The following is a 22,407-nucleotide window of genomic DNA, read 5'->3' as shown; positions in this document are numbered from 1 at the left end:
GCGTCGGCCGGTGGGTCGTACGGGTCAGTGGGTCGGGTCGGGTCAGTGGGTCGTACGGTTCGGTGGGTCGTACGGGTCAGTGGGTCGGGTCGGTCGGCAGGACCAGCTCGGTCGGCAGCACCGGGTCGCCCTTGGAGAGCTGGGTGGCCGACAGGGGCAGCGCGGCCCGGGCGCGGATGTGCCGTTCGCGGGCGGCGCTCAGCGGCTCCCGGCCGACCGTCTCGCCGGCCCGGACCAGCGGCACCTGCACGAGGTGCGGCCGCAGCTCGTCCGGGACGGGCCCGGTGCCGACCACCTCGGCCTCGGCCACACCGTCGGCGTCGGGCCGGCGGGCGGCCCACTTGCGGCCGCCGATGCTGGTCTTGCCGCCCGCCGCGCGCTTGGCCACCGGCACCAGCGGCCCGCCGTCGGTCCCGGCCCGGGCGACCAGCTTGTAGACCATGGCGCAGGTCGGGTGCCCGCTGCCGGTGACCAGACTGGTGCCGACGCCGTAGCCGTCCACCGGGGCGGCGGCCAGGGCGGCGATCGCGTACTCGTCCAGGTCCGAGGTGACGATGATCCGGGTCTTCTCGGCGCCCAGTTCGTCCAGCTGGCGGCGGACCCGGTGGGCCAGCAGGGTGAGGTCGCCGGAGTCGATCCGGACGGCGCCCAGCTCGGGGCCGGCCACCTCGACCGCAGTGCGCACGGCCTCGCGCAGGTCGAAGGTGTCGACCAGCAGCGTGGTGCCCTTGCCCATCGAGGCGATCTGGGCGCGGAAGGCGTCCCGCTCGCTGTCGTGCACCAGGGTGAAGGCGTGCGCGGCGGTGCCGGTGGTCGGGATGCCGTGGGTGAAGCCGGCCTCCAGGTCGGAGGTGGCGGCGAACCCGGCCACGTACGCGGCCCGGGCGGCGGCGACGGCGGCCTGCTCGTGGGCCCGGCGGGCGCCCATCTCGATCACCGGGCGGCCGCCGGCGGCGGCGGTCATCCGGGAGGCGGCGGCCGCGATCGCCGAGTCGTGGTTGAGGATCGACAGGATCACCGTCTCCAGGATCACCGCTTCGGCGAAGCTGCCCTCGACGGTGAGCAGCGGCGAGCCGGGGAAGTAGACCTCGCCCTCGGGGTAGCCCTGGATGTCCCCGCGGAAGCGGTAGTCGGCGAGGAAGCGCAGGGTGTCCTCGTCGACCACGCCCTGGCCGGCCAGCCAGTCGAGCTGGGCGGTGGAGAAGCGGAAGTTCTCGACGGCGTCGAGCACCCGGCCGGTGCCGGCCATGACGCCGTAGCGGCGGCCGCCGGGCAGGCGACGGGTGAACACCTCGAAGACGGAGTGGCGGTGCGCGGCCCCGCTGCGCAGGGCGGCCTGCAGCATGGTGAGCTCGTAGCGGTCGGTGAGTAGCGCGGTCGAGCCGGCCGCGCGCACTGAAGTGGCGTCCATGCGGATGATGCTACTACCACTTAGCGTCAGAGTGACGATTTCTCGGAGTGATTCGTCGGCGGGCCCCCCGGGCGCCCGGGATCCGGTGCCGAGGGTCGGCCCCGACGCGCCCTTCGGCTCGGGCCGGTGGGCCGGGTCGGAATCGCCCGGGTGTCCCCCGGATGGCAGCATGGGGCTTGAGGAGTAACGGACGAGTGTGCAGCGAGGAGGACCCGGCGTGAGTGTCGCGCCCGCGGAGATCGAGCGCCCTGAGGTCGAAGGGCTGCCGGTGGCAGAGCCGGACACGCCCTGGGTGACCATCGTGCACAACGACGCGGTCAACCTGATGAGCTACGTCCAGTACGTCTTCCAGGCCTACTTCGGCTATCCGAAGGACAAGGCCCGGAAGCTGATGATGGACGTCCACACCAAGGGGCGGGCGGTGGTCTCCAGCGGTTCCCGCGAGGAGATGGAGCGCGACGTCCAGGCGATGCACGGCTACGGCCTCTGGGCGACGCTGCAGCACGACTGACGCCGCAGCATCACCGGCGCTGCGGCACGACCGGCGCTGCGGCGCGACTGGAGCCGGACCGCCGGCCGGATGACCGAAGACGACGAAGACGGGCTGACCGATACAGATGGCTGGGTTGTTCGAGAGCACCGGCGGTGGCGGCGCGACGATCGCGCTGGACGAGTGGGAGGCCTCCATCCTCCGCTCGCTGGAAGTGCAGTTGCTGGAGCTGATCGGCCCCGGCCCGGGCGGGGAGGGCGGTGACCCGCTGGCCGCGCTGTTCGCCGAGGGGCCGACCGAGGCGCCCGCCGACCCGGTGCTGGCCCGGTTCTTCCCGGACGCCTACGGGGACCCGGAGAAGCCGGACGACGACGAGGCCACGGCCGCGTCCGGGGAGTTCCGCCGCTTCACCGAGCTGGACCTGCGGGCCCGCAAGCGGGACGACGCGCTGTTCGTCATCCGGGCGCTGGACGGCCTCGGCGGCGACGGGGTGCTCAAGCTGGGCACCCCCGACTGCCCGCGCTGGCTGGGTGCGCTGAACGACCTGCGGCTGGCCCTCGGCGTCCGGCTGGAGGTCACCGAGGGCGAGGAGGAGGGCCTCTACGCGCTGCCGGACGGCGACGAGCGCAAGCCGCTGGTGATGGCGTACCTGTGGCTGGGGGCGCTGCAGGAGTCGCTGCTGGAGGCGATGGCCGACTGAGCGGCGTCGGCCGGGCGAACGGGCCGGGCCGCGTGGGGTAGGGCCGAGTGGGCAGGGCCCGGTCGGGTGAGCAGAGTCCCGGACAAGTGAACAGGGCCTGAACTCAAGGCAATTCCTGCGTGAACGTGGAGCGGCTCGGTCCGCTCCCGTTCGCGCTTCCGGGGCAAGCCTGCCCGGTTTCGGGCAAGCCCAGGCGGTTTCGTCCAGCATGTGGACGATTCGCTGGGTCCTTTCCATGCAAAATAGGACAAACCCTGACAGGTCATGCTCAAATATCGCTCAGATGGGCACCGCTGTCCGGACGTCGCGTGGTACGACTTCTCCACCCCCGAGACGACCAGGACGGTGCATCATGGCCGAGAAGTTGTCCGACCATGTGGTCGAGACCAAGCCGGACGAGGAGGGCTACGAGCGGGGACTCGGCAGCCGCCAGATCCAGATGATCGCGATCGGCGGAGCGATCGGCACCGGCCTCTTCCTCGGCGCCGGCACCGCGATCTCCAAGTCCGGCCCGAGCCTGATCCTCTCCTACGCCATCGCCGGCCTGGTGATCTTCGTGATCATGCGCGCCCTCGGTGAACTCCTCACCTACCGTCCGGTCTCCGGCAGCTTCGCCGAGTACGCGCGGGAGTTCCTCGGCCCCTTCGCCGGCTACGTGACCGGCTGGACGTACTGGCTGTTCTGGGTCGTCACCGGCATGGCCGAGACCACCGCCGCCGCCGTGTACGTGAAGTTCTGGGCACCCGGCATACCCCAGTGGACCAGCGCGCTGACCTTCCTGGTCGTCCTCTACGCGGCCAACCTGATCTCGGTGAAGCTGTTCGGCGAGATCGAGTTCTGGTTCTCCATGGTCAAGGTCACCGCCATCATCGGCATGATCCTGATCGGCGTCGGGGTGCTCACCCTCGGCTTCAGCAAGGCCGGTGACACCGCGTCGATCACCCACCTGTGGCAGGACGGCGGCTTCTTCCCCAAGGGCATCGGCTCCACCGTGATGACCCTTCAGATCGTCATGTTCGCCTACCTGGGCGTCGAACTCGTCGGCGTCACCGCGGGCGAGAGCGAGAACCCCGAGAAGACCCTCCCGCGCGCCATCAACACCCTGCCCTGGCGCATCGCGCTGTTCTACATCGGCGCCCTGGTCGTCATCCTCTCGCTCGTGCCGTGGACCGAATTCCAGCCCGGCGTCAGCCCGTTCGTCGCCGCCTTCGGCAAGATCGGCATCCCGGCGGCGGCCGGCATCATCAACTTCGTGGTGCTCACCGCCGCGCTCTCCTCCTGCAACTCCGGGATGTACTCCACCGGCCGCATGCTGCGCGACCTCGCCCTGCGCGGACAGGCCCCCGGGCAGCTCACCAAGCTCAACTCCCGCCGCACCCCGGCCTTCGCGATCACCGTCTCCAGCCTGCTGATGGGCATCGGCGTGGTGCTCAACTACCTCGTCCCGGCACGGGCGTTCGAGTACATCACCTCGGTCGCCACGGTCTGCGGCCTGTGGACCTGGGCGATGATCCTGATCTCCCAGATCCGCTACCGGAAGGCCTGGAAGGCCGGCCACCTGCCCGCACCCTCCTTCAAGGCGCCCGGCGGCGCCTGGGTCAGCTGGGCCGCGCTCGCCTTCCTCGCCCTGGTCGTGGTGCTGATCGGCCTGGACGAGGACAACCGGATCTCGCTCTACGTCTTCCCGGGCTGGGCGCTGCTGTTGGTGATCGGCTACCGCTTCCTCCAGCGCCGCAACCCGCAGGCCGTCGACAATCCGCAGGCCGTCGACAACCCGCAGGCCGGCTGAACCCGCCCCTCGTACGGGCACCGGAACCGCCCCGCGGACACCCGTTGACCGCGCCTCGGACGCCCGGTGCCCGGGCCTCGGACGCCCCGGCGGACAGCCGCCGGGGCGTGGCTATCCTGACCGCATGCTGACCATCACCCGAGAACTCCGCGACCGGATCGTGGCCCACGCCCGCGCCGACCACCCGGACGAGGCCTGTGGCGTGGTCGCCGGGCCGGCCGGCAGCGGACGGCCCGAGCGGTTCATCCCGATGCTCAACGCCGCCCGCTCGCCCACCTTCTACGAGTTCGACTCGGGCGACCTGTTCAAGCTCTACCGCGAGATGGACGACCGCGACGAGGAGCCGGTGATCGTCTACCACTCGCACACCGCCACCGAGGCCTACCCCTCGCGCACCGACGTGAGCTACGCCTCCGAGCCGTTCGCCCACTACGTCCTGGTCTCCACCGCCGACGGCAACGGCGAGGGCGACCCCTACCAGTTCCGCTCGTTCCGCATCGTGGACGGCGAGATCACAGAGGAAGACGTCCAGGTCGTCGAGGCCTACCAGGCCTGACCGGCACCCACCCGGACGCGGCCCGCCGACCCCTCGCGAACGGTCGGCGGGCCCCTGTCGTCTCAGCACTGGGAACGGGAACATCCGGATCCCGAGACGGGCATGTCTAAGCGGGCCCGGGAATCTATACGATGAGCCCATGCGTTCCGTCGATGTGAGCAACCAGGCCCCGGGCACCCGCCTCGTGGCGCGCCTGCACATCGACCTGTGCCGGCACGCCGGCGCGATCTGTCCAGGCACGCCCGCGCGCTCGCGCTGAGAGCCGCCGCACCCCCACCCGGGCCCGCCGCTCCCGCGGCGGCGCCGAGCCCCGGGCACCCGTCCGCCCTGCCGCGCCCGCTGCGGCCCACCCACTCCACGACTCGCACAGGAGCGCACCCATGGCCATCGAGGTCCGCATCCCGACCATCCTCCGCACCTACACCGACGGCGCCAAGGCCGTCGAGGGCAACGGCAGCAACCTCGGGGAACTCTTCACCGACCTCGACGCCCGCCACCCGGGCATCGCCGCCCGCCTGCTGGACGGCGGCGAGCTGCGCCGCTTCGTCAACGTCTACCTGAACGACGAGGACGTCCGCTTCCTGGAGGGCATCTCCACCGCCCTCGCCGACGGCGACAGCGTCACCATCCTGCCCGCCGTGGCCGGCGGCGCCCGCTGATCCCGGTTACCCCGCCGACCTCCCGGTTCCCCCGCCACCGGCGGGGGAACCACCCCTCGTGACCCTCACCGCCGTGTGACCCTCACCGCCGTGGCCGGAGGCCTCCCTTGCGTTACGACAGTCCGCTCGAAGCCGTCGGCAACACCCCGCTGGTCCGCCTGCCGCGGCTGTCCGCCGCCGTCCCCGGCAACACCGAGGGCCTGGTCACCCTCTGGGCCAAGCTGGAGGACCGCAACCCGACCGGCTCGATCAAGGACCGTCCGGCGCTGCACATGATCGAGCGCGCCGAGGCCGGCGGCCGGCTCACCCCGGGCTGCACCATCCTCGAGCCCACCAGCGGCAACACCGGCATCTCGCTCGCCATGGCCGCCAAGCTCAAGGGCTACCGGATGGTCTGCGTGATGCCCGAGAACACCAGCGAGGAACGGCGCGAACTGCTCCGCATGTGGGGCGCCGAGATCATCCCCTCCCCGGCCGCCGGCGGCTCCAACACCGCCGTCCGGATCGCCAAGGAGATCGCCGCCGAGCACCCCGACTGGGTGATGCTCTACCAGTACGGCAACCCCGACAACGCGGGCGCCCACTACACCGGCACCGGCCCCGAGATCCTCGCCGACCTGCCGACCGTCACCCACTTCGTGGCCGGCCTCGGCACCACCGGCACCCTGATGGGCGTCGGCCGCTACCTGCGCGAGAAGGTCCCCGGCGTGAAGATCGTCGCCGCCGAACCGCGCTACGACGACCTGGTGTACGGGCTGCGCAACCTCGACGAGGGCTTCGTCCCCGAGCTGTACGACGCCGAGGTGCTCACCACCCGCTTCTCGGTCGGCTCCGCCGACGCCGTCCGCCGCACCCGCGAACTCCTGCAGCAGGAGGGCATCTTCGCGGGCGTCTCCACCGGCGCCATCCTGCACGCGGCGATCGGTGTCGGCCGCAAGGCCGCGGCCGCGGGGGAGCGCGCGGACATCGTCTTCGTGGTCGCCGACGGCGGCTGGAAGTACCTGTCCACCGGCATCTACACCGCCGAGTCCACCGAGGCGGCGGTCGAGGCGCTGCAGGGCCAGCTCTGGGCGTAGCCCGCTCGCGGGCCCGCCTCGGGGCAGGCCCTAGTTCAGCACCTGCTGCGCCCGGGCCCACACCTGCCGGTCCACCGTGCCGGCCCGGCGGCGGAAGGCCGACAGTGGCACCTCGCGCAGCTCGTCGGTCTCCAGCCAGCTGACCCGGCCCTGCCGGTCGCCCACCGAACCGGGCGGCAGCGGCAGTACGCCCGGGCGCTCGGCGTGGTGCTTGCTGGTGATCTTCGCGACGGTGGCGGTCCGGGCGTTCACCCGCAGCACCAGGCACGGGCGGTCCTTCGACCCGGGGCCGTCCTCGAACGGCACCTCCGCCCACCAGATCTCCTGCGGCTCCGGGCGGGCCCTGGTGCTCGGGCGCGGACGCGGGCCGGTCGGCCCCGCCGGGCGCGGGGCCGGGCGGGTGCGCCGTGCCATCAGCGCCACGACCGCCGCTACCAGCGCGACGCCGGCCACCGCCAGGACGACCCAGGTACCAGTCATGCCGTTCATGCGGCGAACCGTACCGGGCCGGGGGCGGACGCCACCACCGTGTCGGCTGTGACAGTTGAGTATTTGTCCGCGCGTTGCTCCCGGTTCGTCACGAAACCGCCACTGTGCCCGTTCCGCGCCGTACGTCCGGCTCGCGCCCGGACAGGCTGCGTCACGAACGTCCGCCCCCGCCCCCCCGGAGGTGCCTCGTGAGTGAGCGCAGCGAGCGAACAACCGGACGGTGCGCATGAGCCGTAGCGCCGAACCGTGGTCCTACGCCGAGATCGCCCGCCACATCAACGTCCAGCCCGAGACCGTCCGCAACTACCGGCGGCACGGTCTGCTGCCCGACCCGGACGTGACCGACGCCAACGGCCACCCCCGCTGGTACCCCGACACCATCCGCGCCTGGGCCCGCAACCGCCCCCGGCACCGCTGATCCCCACCCACACCCCCGCCCCTGCCCCCATCGCCGCTCCCGCCCCCGGTCCCGTCCCCGGCGTTCTGGTGATTCCAGCCACAGCCCGGCACGGGGACGGGGGCAAAGTGCCGCTCCACCCTTACCCTCGACACACCAACGCAGTGCTACCGGCCGGTCCACCGGCCCGGCCTGCCGTTTTCCATGCCGTTTTCCAACAGCAGCCAGGACGTGTCGGGGTGGAGGGGCTCGGATGAAACTGACCGTGGTGGGGTGCTCGGGGAGCTTCCCGTCCGCCGACTCGCCCTGCTCCAGTTACCTGGTCGAGGCGGAGGGCTACCGCGTCGTCCTCGACCTCGGCAACGGAGCCCTCGGCGCCCTGCAGAAGTACACCGGCCTCTACGACGTCGACGCCGTCCTGCTCAGCCACCTGCACGCCGACCACTGCGTCGACCTGTGCGCCTACTGGGTGGCCCGCAACTACCGCGCCGAGGGCTGTCCCGAACTGCTCCCCGTGTACGGCCCGGCCGGCACCGCCGAGCGGCTCGCCCGCGCCTACGACATGCCGGAGAACCCGGGCATGAAGGAGGTCTTCGAGTTCCGCACCCTCACCCCCGGCAGCTTCGACCTCGGCCCGTTCCGGATCGACGTCGCCCAGGTCAACCACCCCGTCGACGCCTTCGCCTTCCGCCTCGAACACGGCGGCCGCTCGCTCGTCTACAGCGGTGACACCGGCGAGAGCGCCGAACTCGTCGAACTCGCGCGCGACACCGACCTCTTCCTCTGCGAGGCCGCGTACATCGACGGCCGCGACACCTACCAGGCCGTCCACCTCAACGGCCGCGAAGCCGGCGAGCACGCCACCGCCGCCGGTGCCCGCCGGCTCGTCCTCACCCACATCCCCCCGTGGACCGACGCCGAGCACAACCGCCGCGACGCGGCCGCCGCCTACGCCGGCCCGGTCGACATCGCCCGCGCCGGCGCGGTGTACGAGATCTGACCGGGCCGCCCCGCCCCGCCGGGGCCCGTCCGGTGCCGGGGCCCGTTCGCTGCCGGGACCCGTACGGTGTCGCGGCCGACCCCGGTCAGAGCACCGGCGTCAGCCAGTGCCGGTAGCGCGGGTCGGCGCCCGTCACGGCCGCCTGGTACGCCTCCCGCAACCGGACGGTGACCGGGCCGGGAGACTCGGGGAGCGCACGGTCGTCCAGGGCACGGACCGGGATGACGCCCGCCGCCGTGCCGCAGACGAAGAGCTCGTCCGCCGCGTAGAGATCCGAGCGCAGCAGGCCCTCGACACGGACCTCCACCCCCAGGTCGCGGGCCAGGGTCAGCACCGTGTCCTGGGTGATGCCCTCCAGAGCGCCCGCGCTCGACGGAGGCGTGCGCAGCACCCCGTCCCGCACGGTGAACACGTTCTCCCCGGTGCACTCGCTCACCGTGCCGTCCGGACCGAGCAGCAGCGCCTCGTCGTAGCCCGCGTCATTGGCCTCCCGACGGGCGAGCACCGAGTTCAGGTACGGGCCGGTGGCCTTCGCCGCGGGCGGCACCGCGTTCGGGTCGTTCCGCCGCCAGCTGCTCGTCTTCAACGTGATCCCGCCGTCCGCGGGCGGGAGTTGGCCCAGCCACTCCCAGCTCGCGATCGACACGGTGACCGGCGACGCCCGCATGTCGATGCCCATCGAGCCGTACCCGAGGAACGCGAAGTGCCGCAGGTAGCACTCCCGGTGGCCGTTGGCCCGCACCAGGTCCACCGTCGCCTTCGTCAAGTCGGCGAGATCGTACGGGAGTTCCATCCGGATCATCCGGGCACTGCGGTCCAGCCGGCGCAGGTGCTCGGACAGCCGGAACACCGCCGGACCGTCCGCCGTGGCGAACACCCGGGTGCCCTCCAACACCCCCGTGCCGTAGTGCAGGCCGTGCGTGAGGACGTGCACCCGGGCCTCCCGCCAGGGCACCAGGGAGCCGTCCAACCAGATCGTCGAAGCTTCGGGAAGAGCCATGCCGCACATCCTGCGCGCCACCGCACCGCAGGTCAGCCCACCCGGGCCGACCGGAACCGGCCATGACCGGGAGCGGAAGACCCGTCCCGCAACGCGGACTCCGCCGGGGCCGCCCGCGCCGCGGACGACGGCGACCGCGCCGTCTCGCGGAGCGGAAACCCCCGACCGGCCCCGCCCCACCCGCACTAGGCTGCGCCCGATGGAGAGCACCACCGGCACCGACGCCACCCGGCTCTACGCCCGCCTGCTCGCCGAACCCGGCCACCCGCCCGAGGCACTCGGCCTCGACTGGGACGCCCCCCGGCTCGCCGCCGCCACCACAGAACTGCACACCCTCGGGCTGCTCCAGCCGGCCGCCGCCCCCGACACGGCCCCCACCGGCACCGCCGTCTCGGTCGACACCGCCGTCCGCCAGCTCCTGCTCGACGCCGACACCCAGGTCACCGCCCTCGTCGCCGCCCTGCGTCACGCCCGCGACTCCGTCGACCGGCTGCACACCGGCTACCTGCCCGTCCAACAGCGCCACCGCACCGGAACCGGTAGCGGAACCGGCACCGGCCTCGAACTCGTCCGCGGCGCCGACCGGATCGCCGCCCTGCTCGAGGACGCCGCCCGCGGCGCCCGCACCGAAGCCCTCTCCCTGCGCCCCGGCCAGGGACTCTCCGGACCCGCCCTGGCCGGCAAACTCGCCCGCGAACGCCTCGCCCTCGCCCACGGCGCCGCCCTGCGCACCATCTACCCGGCCGCCGCGCTGCGCCGCCCGGCCGTGCTGGCGCACGTGCGGGAGCTGACCGGGGCCGGGGCCAGGATCAGGGCGGCGCACTCGCTGCCGCTCTGGCTGATCGTGGTGGACGCCCGGCTGGCGATCCTGCCGGCGCCCGGTTCGGGACCGGGCGGGGACGCTCCGGCCGCCGAGGCGGCGGTGGTGGTCCGCGAGCCGGCGCTGGTCGAACTGGTGGCGGAGCTGTTCGAGTACTTCTGGTCGGCGGCCTGGACGCCGCCGGAGCTCGGACCGGAGGAACGCGAGATGACCGATCGTCAACGCGCCGTGCTGCGACTGCTGGCGGCCGGGCTGACGGACGCGGCGATCGCCCGGAAGCTGGAGGTGTCGGAGCGCACGGTGCGCCGGCTGGTCGCCGAACTGACTGCCGGCCTGGGCGCGGAGAGCCGCTTCCAGGCCGGCGTGCACGCGGCCCGGCGCGGGTGGATCTAGGGCCGGCTCAGGGGGGCGTGAGGCACGAGGCGTTCACCGCCTCAGTTGACCAGGGCTTCCGTCGGTTCGTCCGCCGCCCTTTCCACGCGCTGGAACGCCAGGGCGTCCGGGTGCGCGAAGGGCCCCGCCCCGCCGCCGGGGGAGCGGCGGCGGGGCGGGGCCCTTCGGACGGGAGGGACGCGGGCGTCAGGCCTTGGTGACGTCCTCGATCTCGTCGTCGTCCTCGCGACCGGGGGTCTTGAGGTTGAACTTGGTGATCGCGAAGCGGAACAGGAAGTAGTACAGCGCCGCGAAGACCAGGCCGATCGGGATGATCAGCCAGGGCTTGGTGGCCAGGTTCCAGTTGAGCCCGTAGTCGATCAGGCCGGCCGAGAAGCCGAAGCCGTCGTGCACGCCCAGGCTCCAGGTGATGGCCATCGAGAGGCCGGTGAGCAGCGCGTGGATCAGGTAGAGCACCGGGGCGATGAACATGAACGAGAACTCGATCGGCTCGGTGACACCGGTCACGAAGCTGGTCAGCGCGACCGAGATCATCATGCCGAGCACGGCCTTGCGGCGCTCGGGGCGCGCGGTGTGGGCGATCGCCAGGGCGGCGGCCGGCAGGCCGAACATCATGATCGGGAAGAAGCCCGACATGAACTGGCCGGCGGTCGGGTCGTTGTGGAAGAAGCGCGGGATGTCGCCGGTCCAGGTGTGGCCGGAGGCGTCGGTGAAGCTGCCGACCTGCTGCTGGAAGAAGGTGTTCAGGAACTGGTGCATGCCGACCGGGATCAGCGCGCGGTTGGCGACACCGTAGATGCCGGAGCCGGCGGCGCCGAGACCGGTCAGCCAGTCGCTGGCGTGGGTCAGGCCGGTGCCGATCGGGCCCCAGGCCAGACCCATGACGACGCCGAGCAGGGTGCCGACGAAGGCCATGATGATCGGCACGAGGCGGCGGCCGTTGAAGAAGCCGAGCCAGTCGACGAGCTTCTTGCGGTGGTACTTCTGCCAGATCACGGCGCTGAGCAGGCCGACGACGATGCCGCCGAAGACGCCCGGGTTCTGCGGCTTTCCGGCCGGCAGTGCCGCGGTGACGGTGCCGTCCATCGGGAAGACGGTCAGCACGTTGTGGAAGACCAGGTAGCCGACCAGGGCGGCCAGCGCGGTGGAACCGTCCGCCTTCTTGGCGAAGCCGATCGCGACACCGACGCAGAACAGCAGCGGCAGGTTGCTGAACACGGCGTCACCGGCGGTGGCGAAGACCTCGGCGACCTTTCCCCAGCCGAGTCCGTCCTTGCCGAAGACGTCGGGCTGGCCGAGCCGGAGCAGGATACCGGCGGCCGGGAGGACGGCGACCGGCAGCTGGAGGCTGCGGCCGATCTTCTGCAGGCCCTGGAGGACGTTCTGGCCGAACTTCTTGGCGGGGCTTGGCGCGGCCGGAGCCGTGGCGGGCGCCGGTGCCTGCGCAGACTGACTCATGGGGGTGGGTTCCTAACGGCATGGCGGTCGGTCGGGGGATGGGCACAGGGGGCCAACCGCGAACTGGTCTACACCACGGGTGGTGTAGACCAGTTTCTAGCACGGGTGGAGAAGGCGGGGAACCCGGAAAGCGCCGTCGCGGGGAAGCGCTATGAAATCGAAACCTAGTCGGGGAACGGCGATCTTGATTACGTGTGCGATGGGGATTTTGGCTATTTGCGCAACAAAAAGAGCCCGCCGCCGCCGGGGTCGCGGTGGCGGGAGCTGAGAGTGACCGCGGTGTCGCAGATCCGCCTGACCGGGGCTTCCCGCCGTCGTGGTCGGTCGCCGCCGAGGAGCGCTTCGTCGGTGGCCGTATCGCGGCCGAATTGCCTTTCGAACGTCAGCCGGGCAGGGAAACAAGTCCTTTCCCGAAATGCCGAAGGCCCCCGGACCGGCGGGTCCGGAGGCCATTGCGGGATGCTGCCCGGGGCGCTCTGTTTCAGGCTTTGGTGACGTCCTCGACCTCGTCCTCGTCCTCGCGCCCCGGTGTTTTCAGGTCGAATTTGACGATGATGAACCGGAAGAGCGCGTAGTACACGACGGCGAAGCAGAGGCCGATGACGATGATCAGCCACGGCTTGGTGGCCAGCCCCCAGTTGATCACGTAGTCGATCAGGCCGGCCGAGAAGCTGAATCCGTCGTGCACCCCGAGCCCCCACGTCACCGCCATCGAGGCGCCGGTCAGCAGGGCGTGCACCGCGTACAGGGCCGGGGCGATGTAGGCGAAGGAGTACTCGATCGGCTCGGTGACACCGGTGACGAAGGACGTCAGGCCGACCGAGAGCATCAGGCCGTAGATCTCCTTGCGGCGGTGCAGCTTGGCCGAGTGCGCGATCGCGAGCGCGGCGGCGGGCAGCGCGAACATCATGATGGGGAAGAAGCCGGACAGGAACTGTCCGGCCGTCGGGTCGCCCGCCAGGAAGCGTGGGATGTCGCCGTGCACCATCGCGCCGTCGGCCTTGGTGAAGTCGCCGAACTGGAACCAGACGAAGGTGTTCAGCAGCTGGTGCATGCCGATCAGCAGTAGCGCGCGGTTGCACACGCCGAAGATGCCGGAGCCGCCCGCGCCCAGGTCGGCGAGGTCCTGCGAGAAGTCGTTGAGGCCGCGGCCGATCGGCGGCCAGATCCAGAGCGCGAGGACGGCGATCACCAGGCCCACCAGGGCGGTGATCATCGGCACGAGGCGGCGGCCGTTGAAGAAGCCGAGCCAGTCCACCAGCTTGGTGCGGTGGAACCGGACCCAGAGCCAGGCCGACAGCAGGCCGATCAGGATGCCGCCCAGCACCCCCGGATTCTGGTACGTCGCGGCCGCGATCTTCGCCGACGAGTAGTCCACGCACTGGCCCGTCCAGGCGTCCGGGACCGGGACCGTCCCGCCCTTGCAGTGCTCCGGGAAGGCGTGCAGGACCCTGAAGTAGACCAGGAAGCCGACCACGGCGGCGAGCGCGGTCGAGCCGTCCGCCTTCTTCGCCATGCCGATCGCGACGCCGACGCAGAACAGCATCGGCAGGCCGAAGGAGGAGTCGAGCAGTGCGCCGCCGGCGGCGGCGAAGACCCTGGCGACGTTGTCCCAGCCCAGGCCGTCCTTGCCGAACACGTCGGGCTGGCCGAGCCGGTTCAGGATGCCCGCCGCCGGGAGCACGGCCACCGGCAGCTGCAGCGAACGGCCCATCTTCTGGAGGCCGCCGTAGAAGGAGTGCCACCACGTCGTCTGCGGGGCTGTGGCGCCTGCCGAACTCATCCTTCGCCTTCCGGGAGCAGTTGCCGGCCAGTGGCCCCCTGCGGGACCCTCGGGCGGGGCTCAGGAACGCCCGGGGCCGGTTCTGCGTTCATCGGAGTACACATATATTGGTGTAGACCACCATCGGACGCAGGTCGCACTCCGGGACTCCGGCCCCGCTGATCGTCATCCTCGGGCGGCGATCGGGAGCCTGCCCGCCGGAGTGGGCCAAAAGTGTCCTAACGTGGCAAACCGGACCTGCGCGGGTGATGCTGGTCGCGCTGCCCGGCAGCACGACCGCAGCTGAACCCGCGTCAGCCGCACGGACCTCGCCGCCCCGCGGCCGAGGGACAACCCCCACAGCACAGCGCACGACGGCACCCGGCAGAGCGGCCGGCGAGCCGAGACAGAGGGAGAAATCAGATGGCCAGCAAGGCTGAGAAGATCGTCGCCGGTCTGGGCGGAATCGACAACATCGAAGAGGTCGAAGGCTGCATCACCCGCCTGCGCACCGAGGTCAAGGACGCCGCCCTGGTCGACGAGGCCGCCCTCAAGGCCGCCGGCGCCCACGGCGTCGTCAAGATGGGCACCGCGATCCAGGTCGTCATCGGCACCGACGCCGACCCGATCGCCGCCGACATCGAAGACATGATGTGAGCTGAACCACCCGGGCCCACCCACCGAGCCGCGAGGCTCACCCACCGAGCCACCCAGGCTCACCCACCGAGCCACCCGGGCCCACCCGCCCGGCCCGCCACCCCACCCGAGGGAACGGCGGGCCGCGGCGCACCCGGACAGCGGGCCCCGGCGCACCGACACGGCCCCGCCACCCGAAGCCACTACGCTCAGTGCCTATGTCACGCATCGACGGCCGCACCCCCGAACAGCTCCGCCCCATCACCATCGAACGGGGCTGGAGCAAGCACGCCGAAGGCTCCGTCCTCATCTCCTACGGCGACACCAAGGTGCTGTGCACCGCCAGCGTCACCGAGGGCGTCCCCCGCTGGCGCAAGGGCAGCGGCGAAGGCTGGGTCACCGCCGAGTACTCCATGCTCCCGCGCGCCACCAACACCCGCGGCGACCGCGAAGCCGTCAAGGGCCGCATCGGCGGCCGCACCCACGAGATCAGCCGGCTCATCGGCCGCTCGCTGCGCGCCGTCGTCGACCACCGCGCCCTCGCCGAGAACACCATCGTCCTCGACTGCGACGTCCTCCAGGCCGACGGCGGCACCCGCACCGCCGCCATCACCGGCGCCTACGTCGCCCTCGTCGACGCCGTCGCCTGGGCCCGCGACAAGAAGCTCCTGCGCGCCAAGGGCCAGCCCATCACCGGCGGCGTCAGCGCCGTCAGCGTCGGCATCATCGACGGCGTCCCCATGCTCGACCTCCAGTACGAGGAGGACGTGCGCGCCGAAACCGACATGAACATCGTCTGCACCTCCGACGGCCGCTTCGTCGAGGTCCAGGGCACCGCCGAAGGCGCGCCGTTCGACCGCGCCCTGCTCGACCAGCTGCTCGACCTCGGCAGCCTCGGCTGCGCGGAACTCGACCAGATCCAGCGCAAGGCCCTCGAAGGCTGAACCGGCGCGGGCCCCACAACCGTGATCCAGGTCGGACGCCCCGCCGCCCGGCCTGCTGTACAGGCCGGGCCCGGAGACCGTACGGTTCCCGCAGCACCCCCGCTGCGGGAACCGCGCACCCCCCGGCGCGCGTCCCACACCACGGAACCCGCGCCCCACAGGAGGACCGGATGCCGTCCAGCATCGCCCGCCCCGCCGCCCTCGCCGTGGCCGGACTGATCGCGATCCTCCCGCTCAGCATGGTGAGCTGCTCCGCCGCACAGAAGGCCATCGACTGCGGCAACACCGCCGTGAAGATCACCGGCGACATCGCCGACGTCACCAAGGCCTACGACAACGCCAGCAACGACTCGGCCGCCGCCGGGAAGGCGCTGCAGAAGCTCAAGACCGACCTCGACCAGGTCGGGAAGAACTCCAAGAACACCGACGTCGCCAAGGCCGTCACCGACCTGCAGAAGCAGGTCGACAACGTGCAGCGGGCCGCCGACAAGAACCAGGTCCCCGACCTCAAGCCGCTCGGCGACGCGGCCGGCAACCTCACCTCGGTCTGCACCGGCTGACGGCCCCTCGACGCCGGATAGGGTGGGCGATATGTCCACCCGCCTGATCCTCGCCACCCGCAACCAGCACAAGGTCGCCGAGCTCCGCGCCATCCTCACCGGCGCCGGCCTCGACGTCGAACTCGTCGGCGCCGACGCCTACCCCGAGATCCCGGACGTCCCCGAAACCGGCGTCACCTTCGCCGAGAACGCCCTGCTCAAGGCCCACGCCCTGGCCCGCGCCACCGGCCTGCCCGCCGTCGCCGACGACTCCGGCCTCTGCGTGGACGTTCTCAACGGCGCACCCGGCATCTTCTCCGCCCGCTGGTCCGGCAAGCACGGCGACGACCGCGCCAACCTCGACCTGCTGCTCGCCCAACTCTCCGACATCGCCGAGCCGCACCGGGGCGCCCACTTCTTCTGCGCCGCCGCCCTCGCCCTCCCCGACGGCACCGAACGCGTCGTCGAAGGCCGCCTCCTCGGCACCCTCCGCACCACCCCGGCCGGCGACGGCGGCTTCGGCTACGACCCGATCCTCCAGCCCCTCGGCGAAACCCGCACCTGCGCCGAGCTCACGGCGGACGAGAAGAACGCCATCAGTCACCGCGGCCAGGCCTTCCGCGCCCTCGCGCCGGTGGTCAAGGACCTCATCGGCTGACGCGCCGTCCGCGGAACGCCGAAGGCCCTCCCTGAGATGCTTCTCGGGGAGGGCCTTCGAACCTTAGGTGTAAGGCTAGTGCGGCCTGAGGGATTCGAACCCTCACGGGGTTTCCCCCACCGGATCCTAAGTCCGGCGCGTCTGCCTGCTCCGCCAAGGCCGCATGGCCTCCAGTCTAGGGCTTCACTTCCGGTGGGAACAGCGAGATTCAGCGCGGCGCCGTGCGCCTGTTCCTGTTCCGTTCGCGGCGCGCATCCGTGACGGAGCGGCAGTTCGGGCACTTCGGACACCGGGGCCGGTGGATGTTTGGCTGCTGATTACCAATTGGTACAGACCTATTGACCTATGTGGTTCAGACCACATAGCTTCTGCGCCAATTGGAATCCCCCACGTGCGTGCTCTCCCACAGGCGCGCGCCGACACTCTCTCCCGGAGGACCGAGTGTTGATCCGAAGCACTGCCGAACGGCGTCCCACCGCCGTTCGGCGACGTAGGAGTCCGGCGGGCCGGGCTGGTGCGGCCTCGTTGGCGGCGGCGTCGCTGGCCGGGCTGCTGATGGCGACGCTGGGTGCGGCGCCCTCGCAGGCGGCGGCGGCCGTCGACAACGCGGCCTGTCGGCCGGACGGGCTGTACCAGACCCCGGGGGTGGACGTCCCGTACTGTTCCGTCTACGACACCGGCGGGCGCGAGAAGATGGGCGCGGACCACCAGCGCCGCATCATCGGCTACTTCACCGGCTGGCGCACCGGCAAGAACGGCGATCAGCCCTACCTGGTGAGCGACATTCCCTGGGACAAGGTCACCCATCTCAACTACGCCTTCGGGCACGTCGGCGGCGACAACAAGCTGTCCGTCGGCGCGGACGGCCCGACCAGCGAGGCGACCGGGATCTCCTTCCCGGGAGTGCCCGGGGCCGAGCTGGATCCGACGTTGCCGTACAAGGGCCATTTCAATCTGCTGACGAAGTTCAAGAAGCAGTACCCGAACGTCAAGACGCTGATCTCGGTCGGCGGTTGGACCGAGACGGGCGGCTACTTCGGGGACGACGGCAAGCGGGTGAACTCCGGCGGATTCTACTCGATGACCGTCAACCCGGACGGCAGCGTGAACCAGGCGGGCATCGACACCTTCGCGGCCTCGTCGGTCGACTTCATCCGCACGTACGGTTTCAACGGTGTCGACATCGACTACGAGTACCCGACCTCGATGAAGGACGCCGGGAACCCGCTGGACTGGCAGCTCGCCAACTCCAAGCGGGGTTCGCTGGCCAAGGGTTACGCGGCGCTGATGAAGACGTTGCGGGAGAGCCTGGACAAGGCCGGTGCCGCCGACGGCAGGCACTACCTGCTGTCGGTCGCGGCCCCGTCGTCCGGCTATCTGCTGCGCGGCATGGAGACCTTCCAGGTGGCGCAGTACCTGGACTACGTCAACATCATGTCGTACGACCTGCACGGCGCCTGGAACAAGTACGTCGGTCCGAACGCCTCGTTGTTCGACGACGGCAAGGACGGCGAGTTGGCGGCCGCCAACGTGTACGGCACCGGGCAGTACGGCGGCATCGGCTATCTGAACGCCGACTGGTCGTACCACTACTTCCGCGGCGCGATGCCCGGTGGCCGGATCAACGTCGGCCTGCCGTACTACACCCGCGGGTTCAAGAACGTGCAGGGCGGCACCAACGGCCTCTGGGGTACGGCGTCCGCGACGACCTGTCCGGTCGGGGCCGGTCTGACCTCCTGCGGGGACGGCGCGGTCGGCATCGACAACATCTGGAACGACAAGGACGACGCGGGCAAGGAGTCCCCGGCCGGGTCGAACCCGATGTGGCACGCGAAGAACCTCGAGAAGGGCATCCTGCCCGACTACCTCGCCAAGTACGGGGTGACGGACACCGCGCTGCAGGGCACCTACGCCCGCAACTACAGCTCCGCCCTGGTGGCGCCGTGGCTGTGGAACGACACCAAGAAGGTGTTCCTCTCCACCGAGGACGAGCAGTCGGTGGGCGCCAAGGCGGACTACATCGTCAACCAGGGCGCCGGCGGCGCGATGATCTGGGAGCTCGCGGGCGACTACAAGTGGGACGCCGCCGCGAACGGCGGCAAGGGCGAGTACGTGCCCGGTTCGACGTTGACCTCGCTGATGTACGACAAGTTCAAGTCGGCGGCCCCGTACGGCGCGACCCGTTCGACGGTCGCGCTGCCGCAGCAGACCCTGCCGGTCGACGTGTCGTTCACCAACTTCGCGCTGGGCGACTCGAACTACCCGATCAACCCGAAGCTGCACATCGTCAACAACTCGACGCTGACCCTGCCGGGCGGCACCGAGTTCCAGTTCGACTACGGCAACTCGGCGCCGGGCAATGCCAAGGACCAGTCCGGGTTCGGGCTGCAGGTCATCCGGCAGGACAATCCGGGCCCGGGCAACGTGGGCGGTCTGAAGGGCACCTACAACCGGGTGTCGGTCAAGCTGCCGGGCTGGCAGTCGCTGGCGCCGGGCGCCTCGGTCGACATGGACTTCGTCTACTACCTGCCGGTGTCCACGCCGTCGAACTGGACGGTGAACGTGGGCGGCACGCTGTACGGGATCAAGGGCGACCTGACCCGGGGCGCGACCGACGGCGGTACGACCCCGCCGACCACGCCTCCCAGCACGCCGCCGACGACCCCGCCGACCACGCCTCCGACCACTCCGCCCACGACGCCGCCGACCACGCCGGCCGGTTGCGCGGGTGCGCCGGGCTGGGACGCGGGCACCACCTACGCGACGCCCACCAAGGTGTCCTGGAAGGGCCACTACTACCAGAACAAGTGGTGGACCAAGGGCGACGACCCCGCGGCCAGTGGCGCGTGGGGAGTCTGGAGCGACCTCGGGGCCTGCTGAGCTGACAGCGGCCCGTCGAGGTGAGGGACGGCGGTGGCGGCGCACCCGGTCGGGGGGTGTGCCGCCACCGCTTCGCCGTGTCGGGGCGGGCTGGTCAGGCCTCGATCTTGAGGTCGCGCAGCAGCTTGGCGACGTGGCCGGTGGCCTTGACGTTGTAGAGCGCGCGCTCGACCTTGCCCTGCTCGTCGACGATGATCGTGGAGCGGATCACGCCCAGGTAGGTGCGCCCGTAGTTCTGCTTCTCGCCGTAGGCGCCGTACGCCTCCAGGACCTTGTTGTCCGGGTCGGAGAGCAGGGTGACCTTGAGGTTCTCGGTCTCGCGGAACTTGCCGAGCTTCTCCGGCTGGTCCGGCGAGATGCCGATGACGTCGTAGCCGGCGCCCGCGAAGACCTCCAGGTTGTCGGTGAAGTCGCAGGCCTGCTTGGTGCATCCCGGGGTGAGCGCCTTGGGATAGAAGTAGACGACGACCTTGCGGCCCGCGTGGTCGGCGAGGGACACCTGGTTGCCGTCGGCGTCGGACAGGCTGAAGGCGGGCGCGGTGTCGCCGGGCTGGAGACGCTCAGTCATGGGTGGACTCTCCTGGTGCGTGCTGCTGTGACGGGCGGTCGTACCACGGCAAACCTACCTCCGATGGTGGGTGGGGCCGCGCGGCCGTGCGCGGCAGCTGACACACTGGGTCAGTCGCACAGATCGCAACGGATCGCACAGATCAACATCGGCAAGTGAATGGGGTGGCCCGAGTGGGCGAGGCGAGCACGCAGGACAAGTCGGCGCGGACGACCGCCCAGATCGAGGCGGACATCGAGAGCACGCGCGGCCGGCTGGCGGAGACCCTGGACGAGCTGGCCGTACGCGTTCACCCGAGCACGATCTCCGCCCAGGTCAAGGCCAGGGCGGCGGCCGCCGTCGAGGAGAAGGCCGGCCGGGCGTACGTCGCCGCCAGCGGCATGGTGGACAAGGTCAAGGCGCAGTTCGTGGACGAGAAGGGGCAGCCGCGGCGGGAGCGGATCGTTCCGGCCGCGCTGGTCGGCGTGGGCCTGGTGCTGCTGGTCGCCTCGTCGCGCAAGCGCCGCAAGGGCTGACGCGGGAACACGCGTACGCGGGAAGCGCGGGAAGCGCGGGTACGCGAGCACGCGGGTACGCGGTTGAGGGCCGGGTGCGGTGCGCGCCCGGCCTTCCGTATGCCGGGCCAGCGTCACGCTCCGCGCCCGGGAGCGGTACCTTCGGGACCGTGAGTACGAACGACGAGACCCGCTCCGACCACCCGCACGATGCCGTCCGGCACGACCGGCTGGGCGAGAAGCTGCCGATCCGGATGCTGCACGACCGCGTGCTGGTGCGCATCGAGGGCGGCGAGGGCGAGCGCCGCTCGACCGGCGGCATCCTGATCCCGGCGACCGCGGAGCTGAGCAAGAGGTGCACGTGGGCGGAGGCTGTCGCCGTCGGCCAGAGCGTGCGCTCGGTGGAGCCGGGCGACCGGGTGCTGTACGACCCGGAGGACAAGCTGGAGGTCGAGGTCCGGGGCGCCACCTACGTGCTGCTGCGCGAGCGTGACCTGCACGCGGTGGCCGCGACCCGCTTCGGTGACACGGAGGGTTCGACGGGGCTGTACCTGTGAGCGTCGGGCTGTACCTGTGAGCGCGGAGCGCCTGCGGTACTTCTTCGAGGCCGGGGTGGTCGGCACCGCCCTGTGGCCGGACGACGTGGACAGCCCGTACGGCTACCCGGCCGAGCTCGACCGCCTGCCGATCAGTACCGCGCTCGCGGCCGAGCTGGACGGGCTGTCCTCCCGGTTCCAGTCCTCGCTGGACTGGGACGACCCGGGCGGTCCGTCGCCGTGGTCGCGGGACGAGGAGATCCGCTTCGACGCCGCCGCCCGGGCCGCCCTGGAGGCGCTGCGCCGGGAGCTCGGCCCGGGGTGGACGGTCGTGGACGGGCTCCGGCCGGTCCGGTGAGCGGTCGCCGGCCGGGGGGTTTCGGGTCGGCCGGGGGGTGAGGGTCACCCGGGGGCGTTCAGGCCAGCAGGGTGCCGCCGTCCACGGTGACGACGGTGCCGGTGGCGAAGTGCTGCCGCATCAGGTAGACGTACGCCTCGGCGGCGTCCTCGGGGTCGCCGATCCGGCCGAGGGGGAGGCCGGCGGCCGTCGCGGCGTAGAGCTGTTCGCGGTCGGTGTCGGGCAGGCCGGACCAGAGCGGGGTGCGGATCATGCCGGCCCGGACGGCGTTGACCCGGATCGGCGCGAGTTCGACGGCCAGGGCCCGGACCAGGGACTCGATCGCGCCGCAGATGCCGGCGGCGACGCTCCAGCCCGGTCCGGGCCGCAGGCCGGCGGTGCCGGAGGTGAGGGTGATCGAGCCGCCGGGGCGCAGCCGGGGGGTGGCGGCGCGGACGGCGTCGAGGGCGCCGAAGTAGCGCAGGGTGAAGAAGCGGCGGGCGGCGTCGAGGTCGAGGTCGTCGAGGGGCATGAGGGCGAGTGGTTCGCCGGCGGTGAAGACCAGGTGGTCGATGGGGCCGAGGCGGTCGAAGAGGGCGGCGACCTGGGTGCTGTCGGTGAGGTCGGCGATCTCGGCGGTGGTTCCGGTGGGGAGGGTGGCGAGGGCGCGTTCGGCGCTGTCGGTCCGGCTGGAGGCGACGATGACCCGGGCGCCCTGGCGGGCGGCGAGGTCGGCGGTGGCGAGGCCGATGCCGGAGGTGCCGCCGAGGACGACGATGCGCTGGTCGGTGAGGGTCATGGTGGTGCCTTTCGGG

At 71.3% G+C, this 22,407-nt stretch carries 25 protein-coding genes and 1 tRNA gene; 18 read left to right on the top strand and 8 right to left on the bottom strand.

Features of this window, described 5'->3' with window-relative positions; all coding sequences use genetic code 11:
• Nucleotides 1–76: 76 nt before the first annotated feature.
• A complete protein-coding gene (locus ACZ52R_RS18380) occupies nt 77–1,411 on the bottom strand; it encodes a nicotinate phosphoribosyltransferase (RefSeq protein WP_465620390.1) in 1,335 nt (444 codons plus the stop codon).
• Between the two features lie 217 nt (nt 1,412–1,628).
• Between ACZ52R_RS18380 and clpS the strand changes: the two genes are divergently transcribed.
• The 7 genes from clpS to ACZ52R_RS18345 all read left to right on the top strand — a co-directional run bounded on the left by clpS (nt 1,629) and on the right by ACZ52R_RS18345 (nt 6,681).
• Entirely contained in the window at nt 1,629–1,922 is a 294-nt protein-coding gene (gene clpS, locus ACZ52R_RS18375) for an ATP-dependent Clp protease adapter ClpS (protein WP_360253397.1), read from the top strand.
• Between the two features lie 106 nt (nt 1,923–2,028).
• The gene (locus tag ACZ52R_RS18370) at nt 2,029–2,601 is read left to right on the top strand and encodes a DUF2017 domain-containing protein (RefSeq protein WP_465663520.1); all 573 of its coding nucleotides are present in this window, start codon (nt 2,029–2,031) and stop codon (nt 2,599–2,601) included.
• A 352-nt stretch (nt 2,602–2,953) separates the two neighbouring features.
• Nucleotides 2,954–4,390: an amino acid permease gene (locus ACZ52R_RS18365; RefSeq protein WP_465663519.1), complete on the top strand. Its 1,437-nt coding sequence runs from the start codon at nt 2,954–2,956 to the stop codon at nt 4,388–4,390.
• A 124-nt stretch (nt 4,391–4,514) separates the two neighbouring features.
• Nucleotides 4,515–4,946 (top strand): M67 family metallopeptidase, encoded by a 432-nt coding sequence (locus ACZ52R_RS18360; protein ID WP_360496883.1) that lies wholly within the window; start codon nt 4,515–4,517, stop codon nt 4,944–4,946.
• 139 nt (nt 4,947–5,085) lie between these two features.
• Complete coding sequence (locus ACZ52R_RS18355; RefSeq protein ID WP_317621128.1) at nt 5,086–5,205, top strand: putative leader peptide; 120 nt, start codon at nt 5,086–5,088, stop codon at nt 5,203–5,205.
• Between the two features lie 121 nt (nt 5,206–5,326).
• Nucleotides 5,327–5,605 (top strand): MoaD/ThiS family protein, encoded by a 279-nt coding sequence (locus ACZ52R_RS18350; RefSeq protein WP_360496886.1) that lies wholly within the window; start codon nt 5,327–5,329, stop codon nt 5,603–5,605.
• A gap of 107 nt (nt 5,606–5,712) precedes the next feature.
• On the top strand, nt 5,713–6,681 hold the full coding sequence (locus ACZ52R_RS18345; RefSeq protein WP_465753734.1) for a PLP-dependent cysteine synthase family protein: 969 nt from the start codon (nt 5,713–5,715) through the stop codon (nt 6,679–6,681).
• A gap of 30 nt (nt 6,682–6,711) precedes the next feature.
• On the opposite strand, the gene ACZ52R_RS18340 is transcribed toward ACZ52R_RS18345, so the two are convergent.
• The gene (locus tag ACZ52R_RS18340) at nt 6,712–7,170 is read right to left on the bottom strand and encodes a type II toxin-antitoxin system PemK/MazF family toxin (RefSeq protein WP_465620399.1); all 459 of its coding nucleotides are present in this window, start codon (nt 7,168–7,170) and stop codon (nt 6,712–6,714) included.
• A gap of 226 nt (nt 7,171–7,396) precedes the next feature.
• On the opposite strand from ACZ52R_RS18340, the gene ACZ52R_RS18335 reads away from it, so the two are divergent.
• Together ACZ52R_RS18335 and ACZ52R_RS18330 are read left to right on the top strand one after the other, a co-directional pair.
• On the top strand, nt 7,397–7,588 hold the full coding sequence (locus ACZ52R_RS18335; protein ID WP_360496892.1) for a MerR family transcriptional regulator: 192 nt from the start codon (nt 7,397–7,399) through the stop codon (nt 7,586–7,588).
• Between the two features lie 232 nt (nt 7,589–7,820).
• Nucleotides 7,821–8,567, top strand: a complete 747-nt coding sequence (locus tag ACZ52R_RS18330) for an MBL fold metallo-hydrolase (protein WP_465753733.1) — start codon at nt 7,821–7,823, stop codon at nt 8,565–8,567.
• Nucleotides 8,568–8,652: 85 nt separating this feature from the next.
• On the opposite strand, the gene ACZ52R_RS18325 is transcribed toward ACZ52R_RS18330, so the two are convergent.
• The gene (locus ACZ52R_RS18325; protein WP_465753732.1) at nt 8,653–9,567 is read right to left on the bottom strand and encodes a branched-chain amino acid transaminase; all 915 of its coding nucleotides are present in this window, start codon (nt 9,565–9,567) and stop codon (nt 8,653–8,655) included.
• A gap of 199 nt (nt 9,568–9,766) precedes the next feature.
• Here ACZ52R_RS18325 and ACZ52R_RS18320 point away from each other — a divergent pair, with 199 nt between their 5' ends.
• Nucleotides 9,767–10,780 (top strand): helix-turn-helix transcriptional regulator, encoded by a 1,014-nt coding sequence (locus ACZ52R_RS18320; protein WP_465753731.1) that lies wholly within the window; start codon nt 9,767–9,769, stop codon nt 10,778–10,780.
• 186 nt (nt 10,781–10,966) lie between these two features.
• Here ACZ52R_RS18320 and ACZ52R_RS18315 read toward each other — a convergent pair whose 3' ends face one another.
• On the bottom strand, nt 10,967–12,238 hold the full coding sequence (locus ACZ52R_RS18315) for a PTS transporter subunit EIIC (protein ID WP_360496904.1): 1,272 nt from the start codon (nt 12,236–12,238) through the stop codon (nt 10,967–10,969).
• A 481-nt stretch (nt 12,239–12,719) separates the two neighbouring features.
• The gene (locus ACZ52R_RS18310; RefSeq protein ID WP_465620408.1) at nt 12,720–14,021 is read right to left on the bottom strand and encodes a PTS transporter subunit EIIC; all 1,302 of its coding nucleotides are present in this window, start codon (nt 14,019–14,021) and stop codon (nt 12,720–12,722) included.
• A 402-nt stretch (nt 14,022–14,423) separates the two neighbouring features.
• Here ACZ52R_RS18310 and ACZ52R_RS18305 point away from each other — a divergent pair, with 402 nt between their 5' ends.
• The 4 genes from ACZ52R_RS18305 (at nt 14,424) to rdgB (ending at nt 16,777) form a co-directional block, all read left to right on the top strand.
• Nucleotides 14,424–14,657, top strand: a complete 234-nt coding sequence (locus ACZ52R_RS18305; protein WP_030284095.1) for a PTS sugar transporter subunit IIB — start codon at nt 14,424–14,426, stop codon at nt 14,655–14,657.
• Between the two features lie 197 nt (nt 14,658–14,854).
• Nucleotides 14,855–15,580: a ribonuclease PH gene (gene rph / locus ACZ52R_RS18300; RefSeq protein ID WP_360496911.1), complete on the top strand. Its 726-nt coding sequence runs from the start codon at nt 14,855–14,857 to the stop codon at nt 15,578–15,580.
• A gap of 170 nt (nt 15,581–15,750) precedes the next feature.
• Complete coding sequence (locus tag ACZ52R_RS18295) at nt 15,751–16,140, top strand: hypothetical protein (RefSeq protein ID WP_360496914.1); 390 nt, start codon at nt 15,751–15,753, stop codon at nt 16,138–16,140.
• A gap of 31 nt (nt 16,141–16,171) precedes the next feature.
• The gene (gene rdgB, locus ACZ52R_RS18290) at nt 16,172–16,777 is read left to right on the top strand and encodes an RdgB/HAM1 family non-canonical purine NTP pyrophosphatase (protein ID WP_465753730.1); all 606 of its coding nucleotides are present in this window, start codon (nt 16,172–16,174) and stop codon (nt 16,775–16,777) included.
• Nucleotides 16,778–16,856: 79 nt separating this feature from the next.
• Here the strand turns inward: rdgB and ACZ52R_RS18285 are convergent.
• Nucleotides 16,857–16,940, bottom strand: a tRNA-Leu gene (locus ACZ52R_RS18285).
• Between the two features lie 392 nt (nt 16,941–17,332).
• Between ACZ52R_RS18285 and ACZ52R_RS18280 the strand changes: the two genes are divergently transcribed.
• Entirely contained in the window at nt 17,333–19,657 is a 2,325-nt protein-coding gene (locus ACZ52R_RS18280) for a chitinase C-terminal domain-containing protein (RefSeq protein WP_465753750.1), read from the top strand.
• 94 nt (nt 19,658–19,751) lie between these two features.
• Here the strand turns inward: ACZ52R_RS18280 and bcp are convergent, their stop codons facing one another.
• Nucleotides 19,752–20,225 carry a thioredoxin-dependent thiol peroxidase gene (gene bcp / locus ACZ52R_RS18275; RefSeq protein ID WP_360496920.1) on the bottom strand — a complete coding sequence of 158 codons (474 nt, stop codon included), beginning with the start codon at nt 20,223–20,225 and terminating at the stop codon, nt 19,752–19,754.
• 173 nt (nt 20,226–20,398) lie between these two features.
• Here bcp and ACZ52R_RS18270 point away from each other — a divergent pair, with 173 nt between their 5' ends.
• The 3 genes from ACZ52R_RS18270 (at nt 20,399) to ACZ52R_RS18260 (ending at nt 21,613) form a co-directional block, all read left to right on the top strand.
• Entirely contained in the window at nt 20,399–20,740 is a 342-nt protein-coding gene (locus ACZ52R_RS18270; RefSeq protein WP_465620413.1) for a DUF3618 domain-containing protein, read from the top strand.
• A 233-nt stretch (nt 20,741–20,973) separates the two neighbouring features.
• Nucleotides 20,974–21,276, top strand: a complete 303-nt coding sequence (locus ACZ52R_RS18265) for a GroES family chaperonin (protein WP_049655715.1) — start codon at nt 20,974–20,976, stop codon at nt 21,274–21,276.
• A 16-nt stretch (nt 21,277–21,292) separates the two neighbouring features.
• On the top strand, nt 21,293–21,613 hold the full coding sequence (locus ACZ52R_RS18260) for a hypothetical protein (RefSeq protein WP_465753729.1): 321 nt from the start codon (nt 21,293–21,295) through the stop codon (nt 21,611–21,613).
• 58 nt (nt 21,614–21,671) lie between these two features.
• On the opposite strand, the gene ACZ52R_RS18255 is transcribed toward ACZ52R_RS18260, so the two are convergent.
• Nucleotides 21,672–22,391 (bottom strand): SDR family oxidoreductase, encoded by a 720-nt coding sequence (locus tag ACZ52R_RS18255; RefSeq protein WP_465753728.1) that lies wholly within the window; start codon nt 22,389–22,391, stop codon nt 21,672–21,674.
• Between the last annotated feature and the right edge of the window lie 16 nt (nt 22,392–22,407).

This window comes from Kitasatospora sp. NPDC034023 (genome assembly GCF_055575795.1).
Note: the sequence above shows the minus strand (reverse complement) of the source record. Positions and strands in the feature narration are given on the sequence as shown.

What these genes read in the sequence shown, in the direction of transcription:
- bcp (WP_360496920.1), bottom strand. Translation starts at nt 20,225, where the DNA reads ATGACTGAGCGTCTCCAGCCCGGCGACACCGCGCCCGCCTTCAGCCTG.
- ACZ52R_RS18350 (WP_360496886.1), top strand. Translation starts at nt 5,327, where the DNA reads ATGGCCATCGAGGTCCGCATCCCGACCATCCTCCGCACCTACACCGAC.
- ACZ52R_RS18305 (WP_030284095.1), top strand. Translation starts at nt 14,424, where the DNA reads ATGGCCAGCAAGGCTGAGAAGATCGTCGCCGGTCTGGGCGGAATCGAC.
- ACZ52R_RS18360 (WP_360496883.1), top strand. Translation starts at nt 4,515, where the DNA reads ATGCTGACCATCACCCGAGAACTCCGCGACCGGATCGTGGCCCACGCC.
- ACZ52R_RS18325 (WP_465753732.1), bottom strand. Translation starts at nt 9,567, where the DNA reads ATGGCTCTTCCCGAAGCTTCGACGATCTGGTTGGACGGCTCCCTGGTG.
- ACZ52R_RS18365 (WP_465663519.1), top strand. Translation starts at nt 2,954, where the DNA reads ATGGCCGAGAAGTTGTCCGACCATGTGGTCGAGACCAAGCCGGACGAG.
- ACZ52R_RS18340 (WP_465620399.1), bottom strand. Translation starts at nt 7,170, where the DNA reads ATGAACGGCATGACTGGTACCTGGGTCGTCCTGGCGGTGGCCGGCGTC.
- ACZ52R_RS18330 (WP_465753733.1), top strand. Translation starts at nt 7,821, where the DNA reads ATGAAACTGACCGTGGTGGGGTGCTCGGGGAGCTTCCCGTCCGCCGAC.
- ACZ52R_RS18380 (WP_465620390.1), bottom strand. Translation starts at nt 1,411, where the DNA reads ATGGACGCCACTTCAGTGCGCGCGGCCGGCTCGACCGCGCTACTCACC.
- rph (WP_360496911.1), top strand. Translation starts at nt 14,855, where the DNA reads ATGTCACGCATCGACGGCCGCACCCCCGAACAGCTCCGCCCCATCACC.
- ACZ52R_RS18355 (WP_317621128.1), top strand. Translation starts at nt 5,086, where the DNA reads ATGCGTTCCGTCGATGTGAGCAACCAGGCCCCGGGCACCCGCCTCGTG.
- ACZ52R_RS18320 (WP_465753731.1), top strand. Translation starts at nt 9,767, where the DNA reads ATGGAGAGCACCACCGGCACCGACGCCACCCGGCTCTACGCCCGCCTG.
- ACZ52R_RS18335 (WP_360496892.1), top strand. Translation starts at nt 7,397, where the DNA reads ATGAGCCGTAGCGCCGAACCGTGGTCCTACGCCGAGATCGCCCGCCAC.
- ACZ52R_RS18280 (WP_465753750.1), top strand. Translation starts at nt 17,333, where the DNA reads ATGGCGACGCTGGGTGCGGCGCCCTCGCAGGCGGCGGCGGCCGTCGAC.
- ACZ52R_RS18370 (WP_465663520.1), top strand. Translation starts at nt 2,029, where the DNA reads ATGGCTGGGTTGTTCGAGAGCACCGGCGGTGGCGGCGCGACGATCGCG.
- rdgB (WP_465753730.1), top strand. Translation starts at nt 16,172, where the DNA reads ATGTCCACCCGCCTGATCCTCGCCACCCGCAACCAGCACAAGGTCGCC.
- ACZ52R_RS18255 (WP_465753728.1), bottom strand. Translation starts at nt 22,391, where the DNA reads ATGACCCTCACCGACCAGCGCATCGTCGTCCTCGGCGGCACCTCCGGC.
- ACZ52R_RS18265 (WP_049655715.1), top strand. Translation starts at nt 20,974, where the DNA reads ATGCTGCACGACCGCGTGCTGGTGCGCATCGAGGGCGGCGAGGGCGAG.
- ACZ52R_RS18310 (WP_465620408.1), bottom strand. Translation starts at nt 14,021, where the DNA reads ATGAGTTCGGCAGGCGCCACAGCCCCGCAGACGACGTGGTGGCACTCC.
- ACZ52R_RS18295 (WP_360496914.1), top strand. Translation starts at nt 15,751, where the DNA reads ATGCCGTCCAGCATCGCCCGCCCCGCCGCCCTCGCCGTGGCCGGACTG.
- ACZ52R_RS18315 (WP_360496904.1), bottom strand. Translation starts at nt 12,238, where the DNA reads ATGAGTCAGTCTGCGCAGGCACCGGCGCCCGCCACGGCTCCGGCCGCG.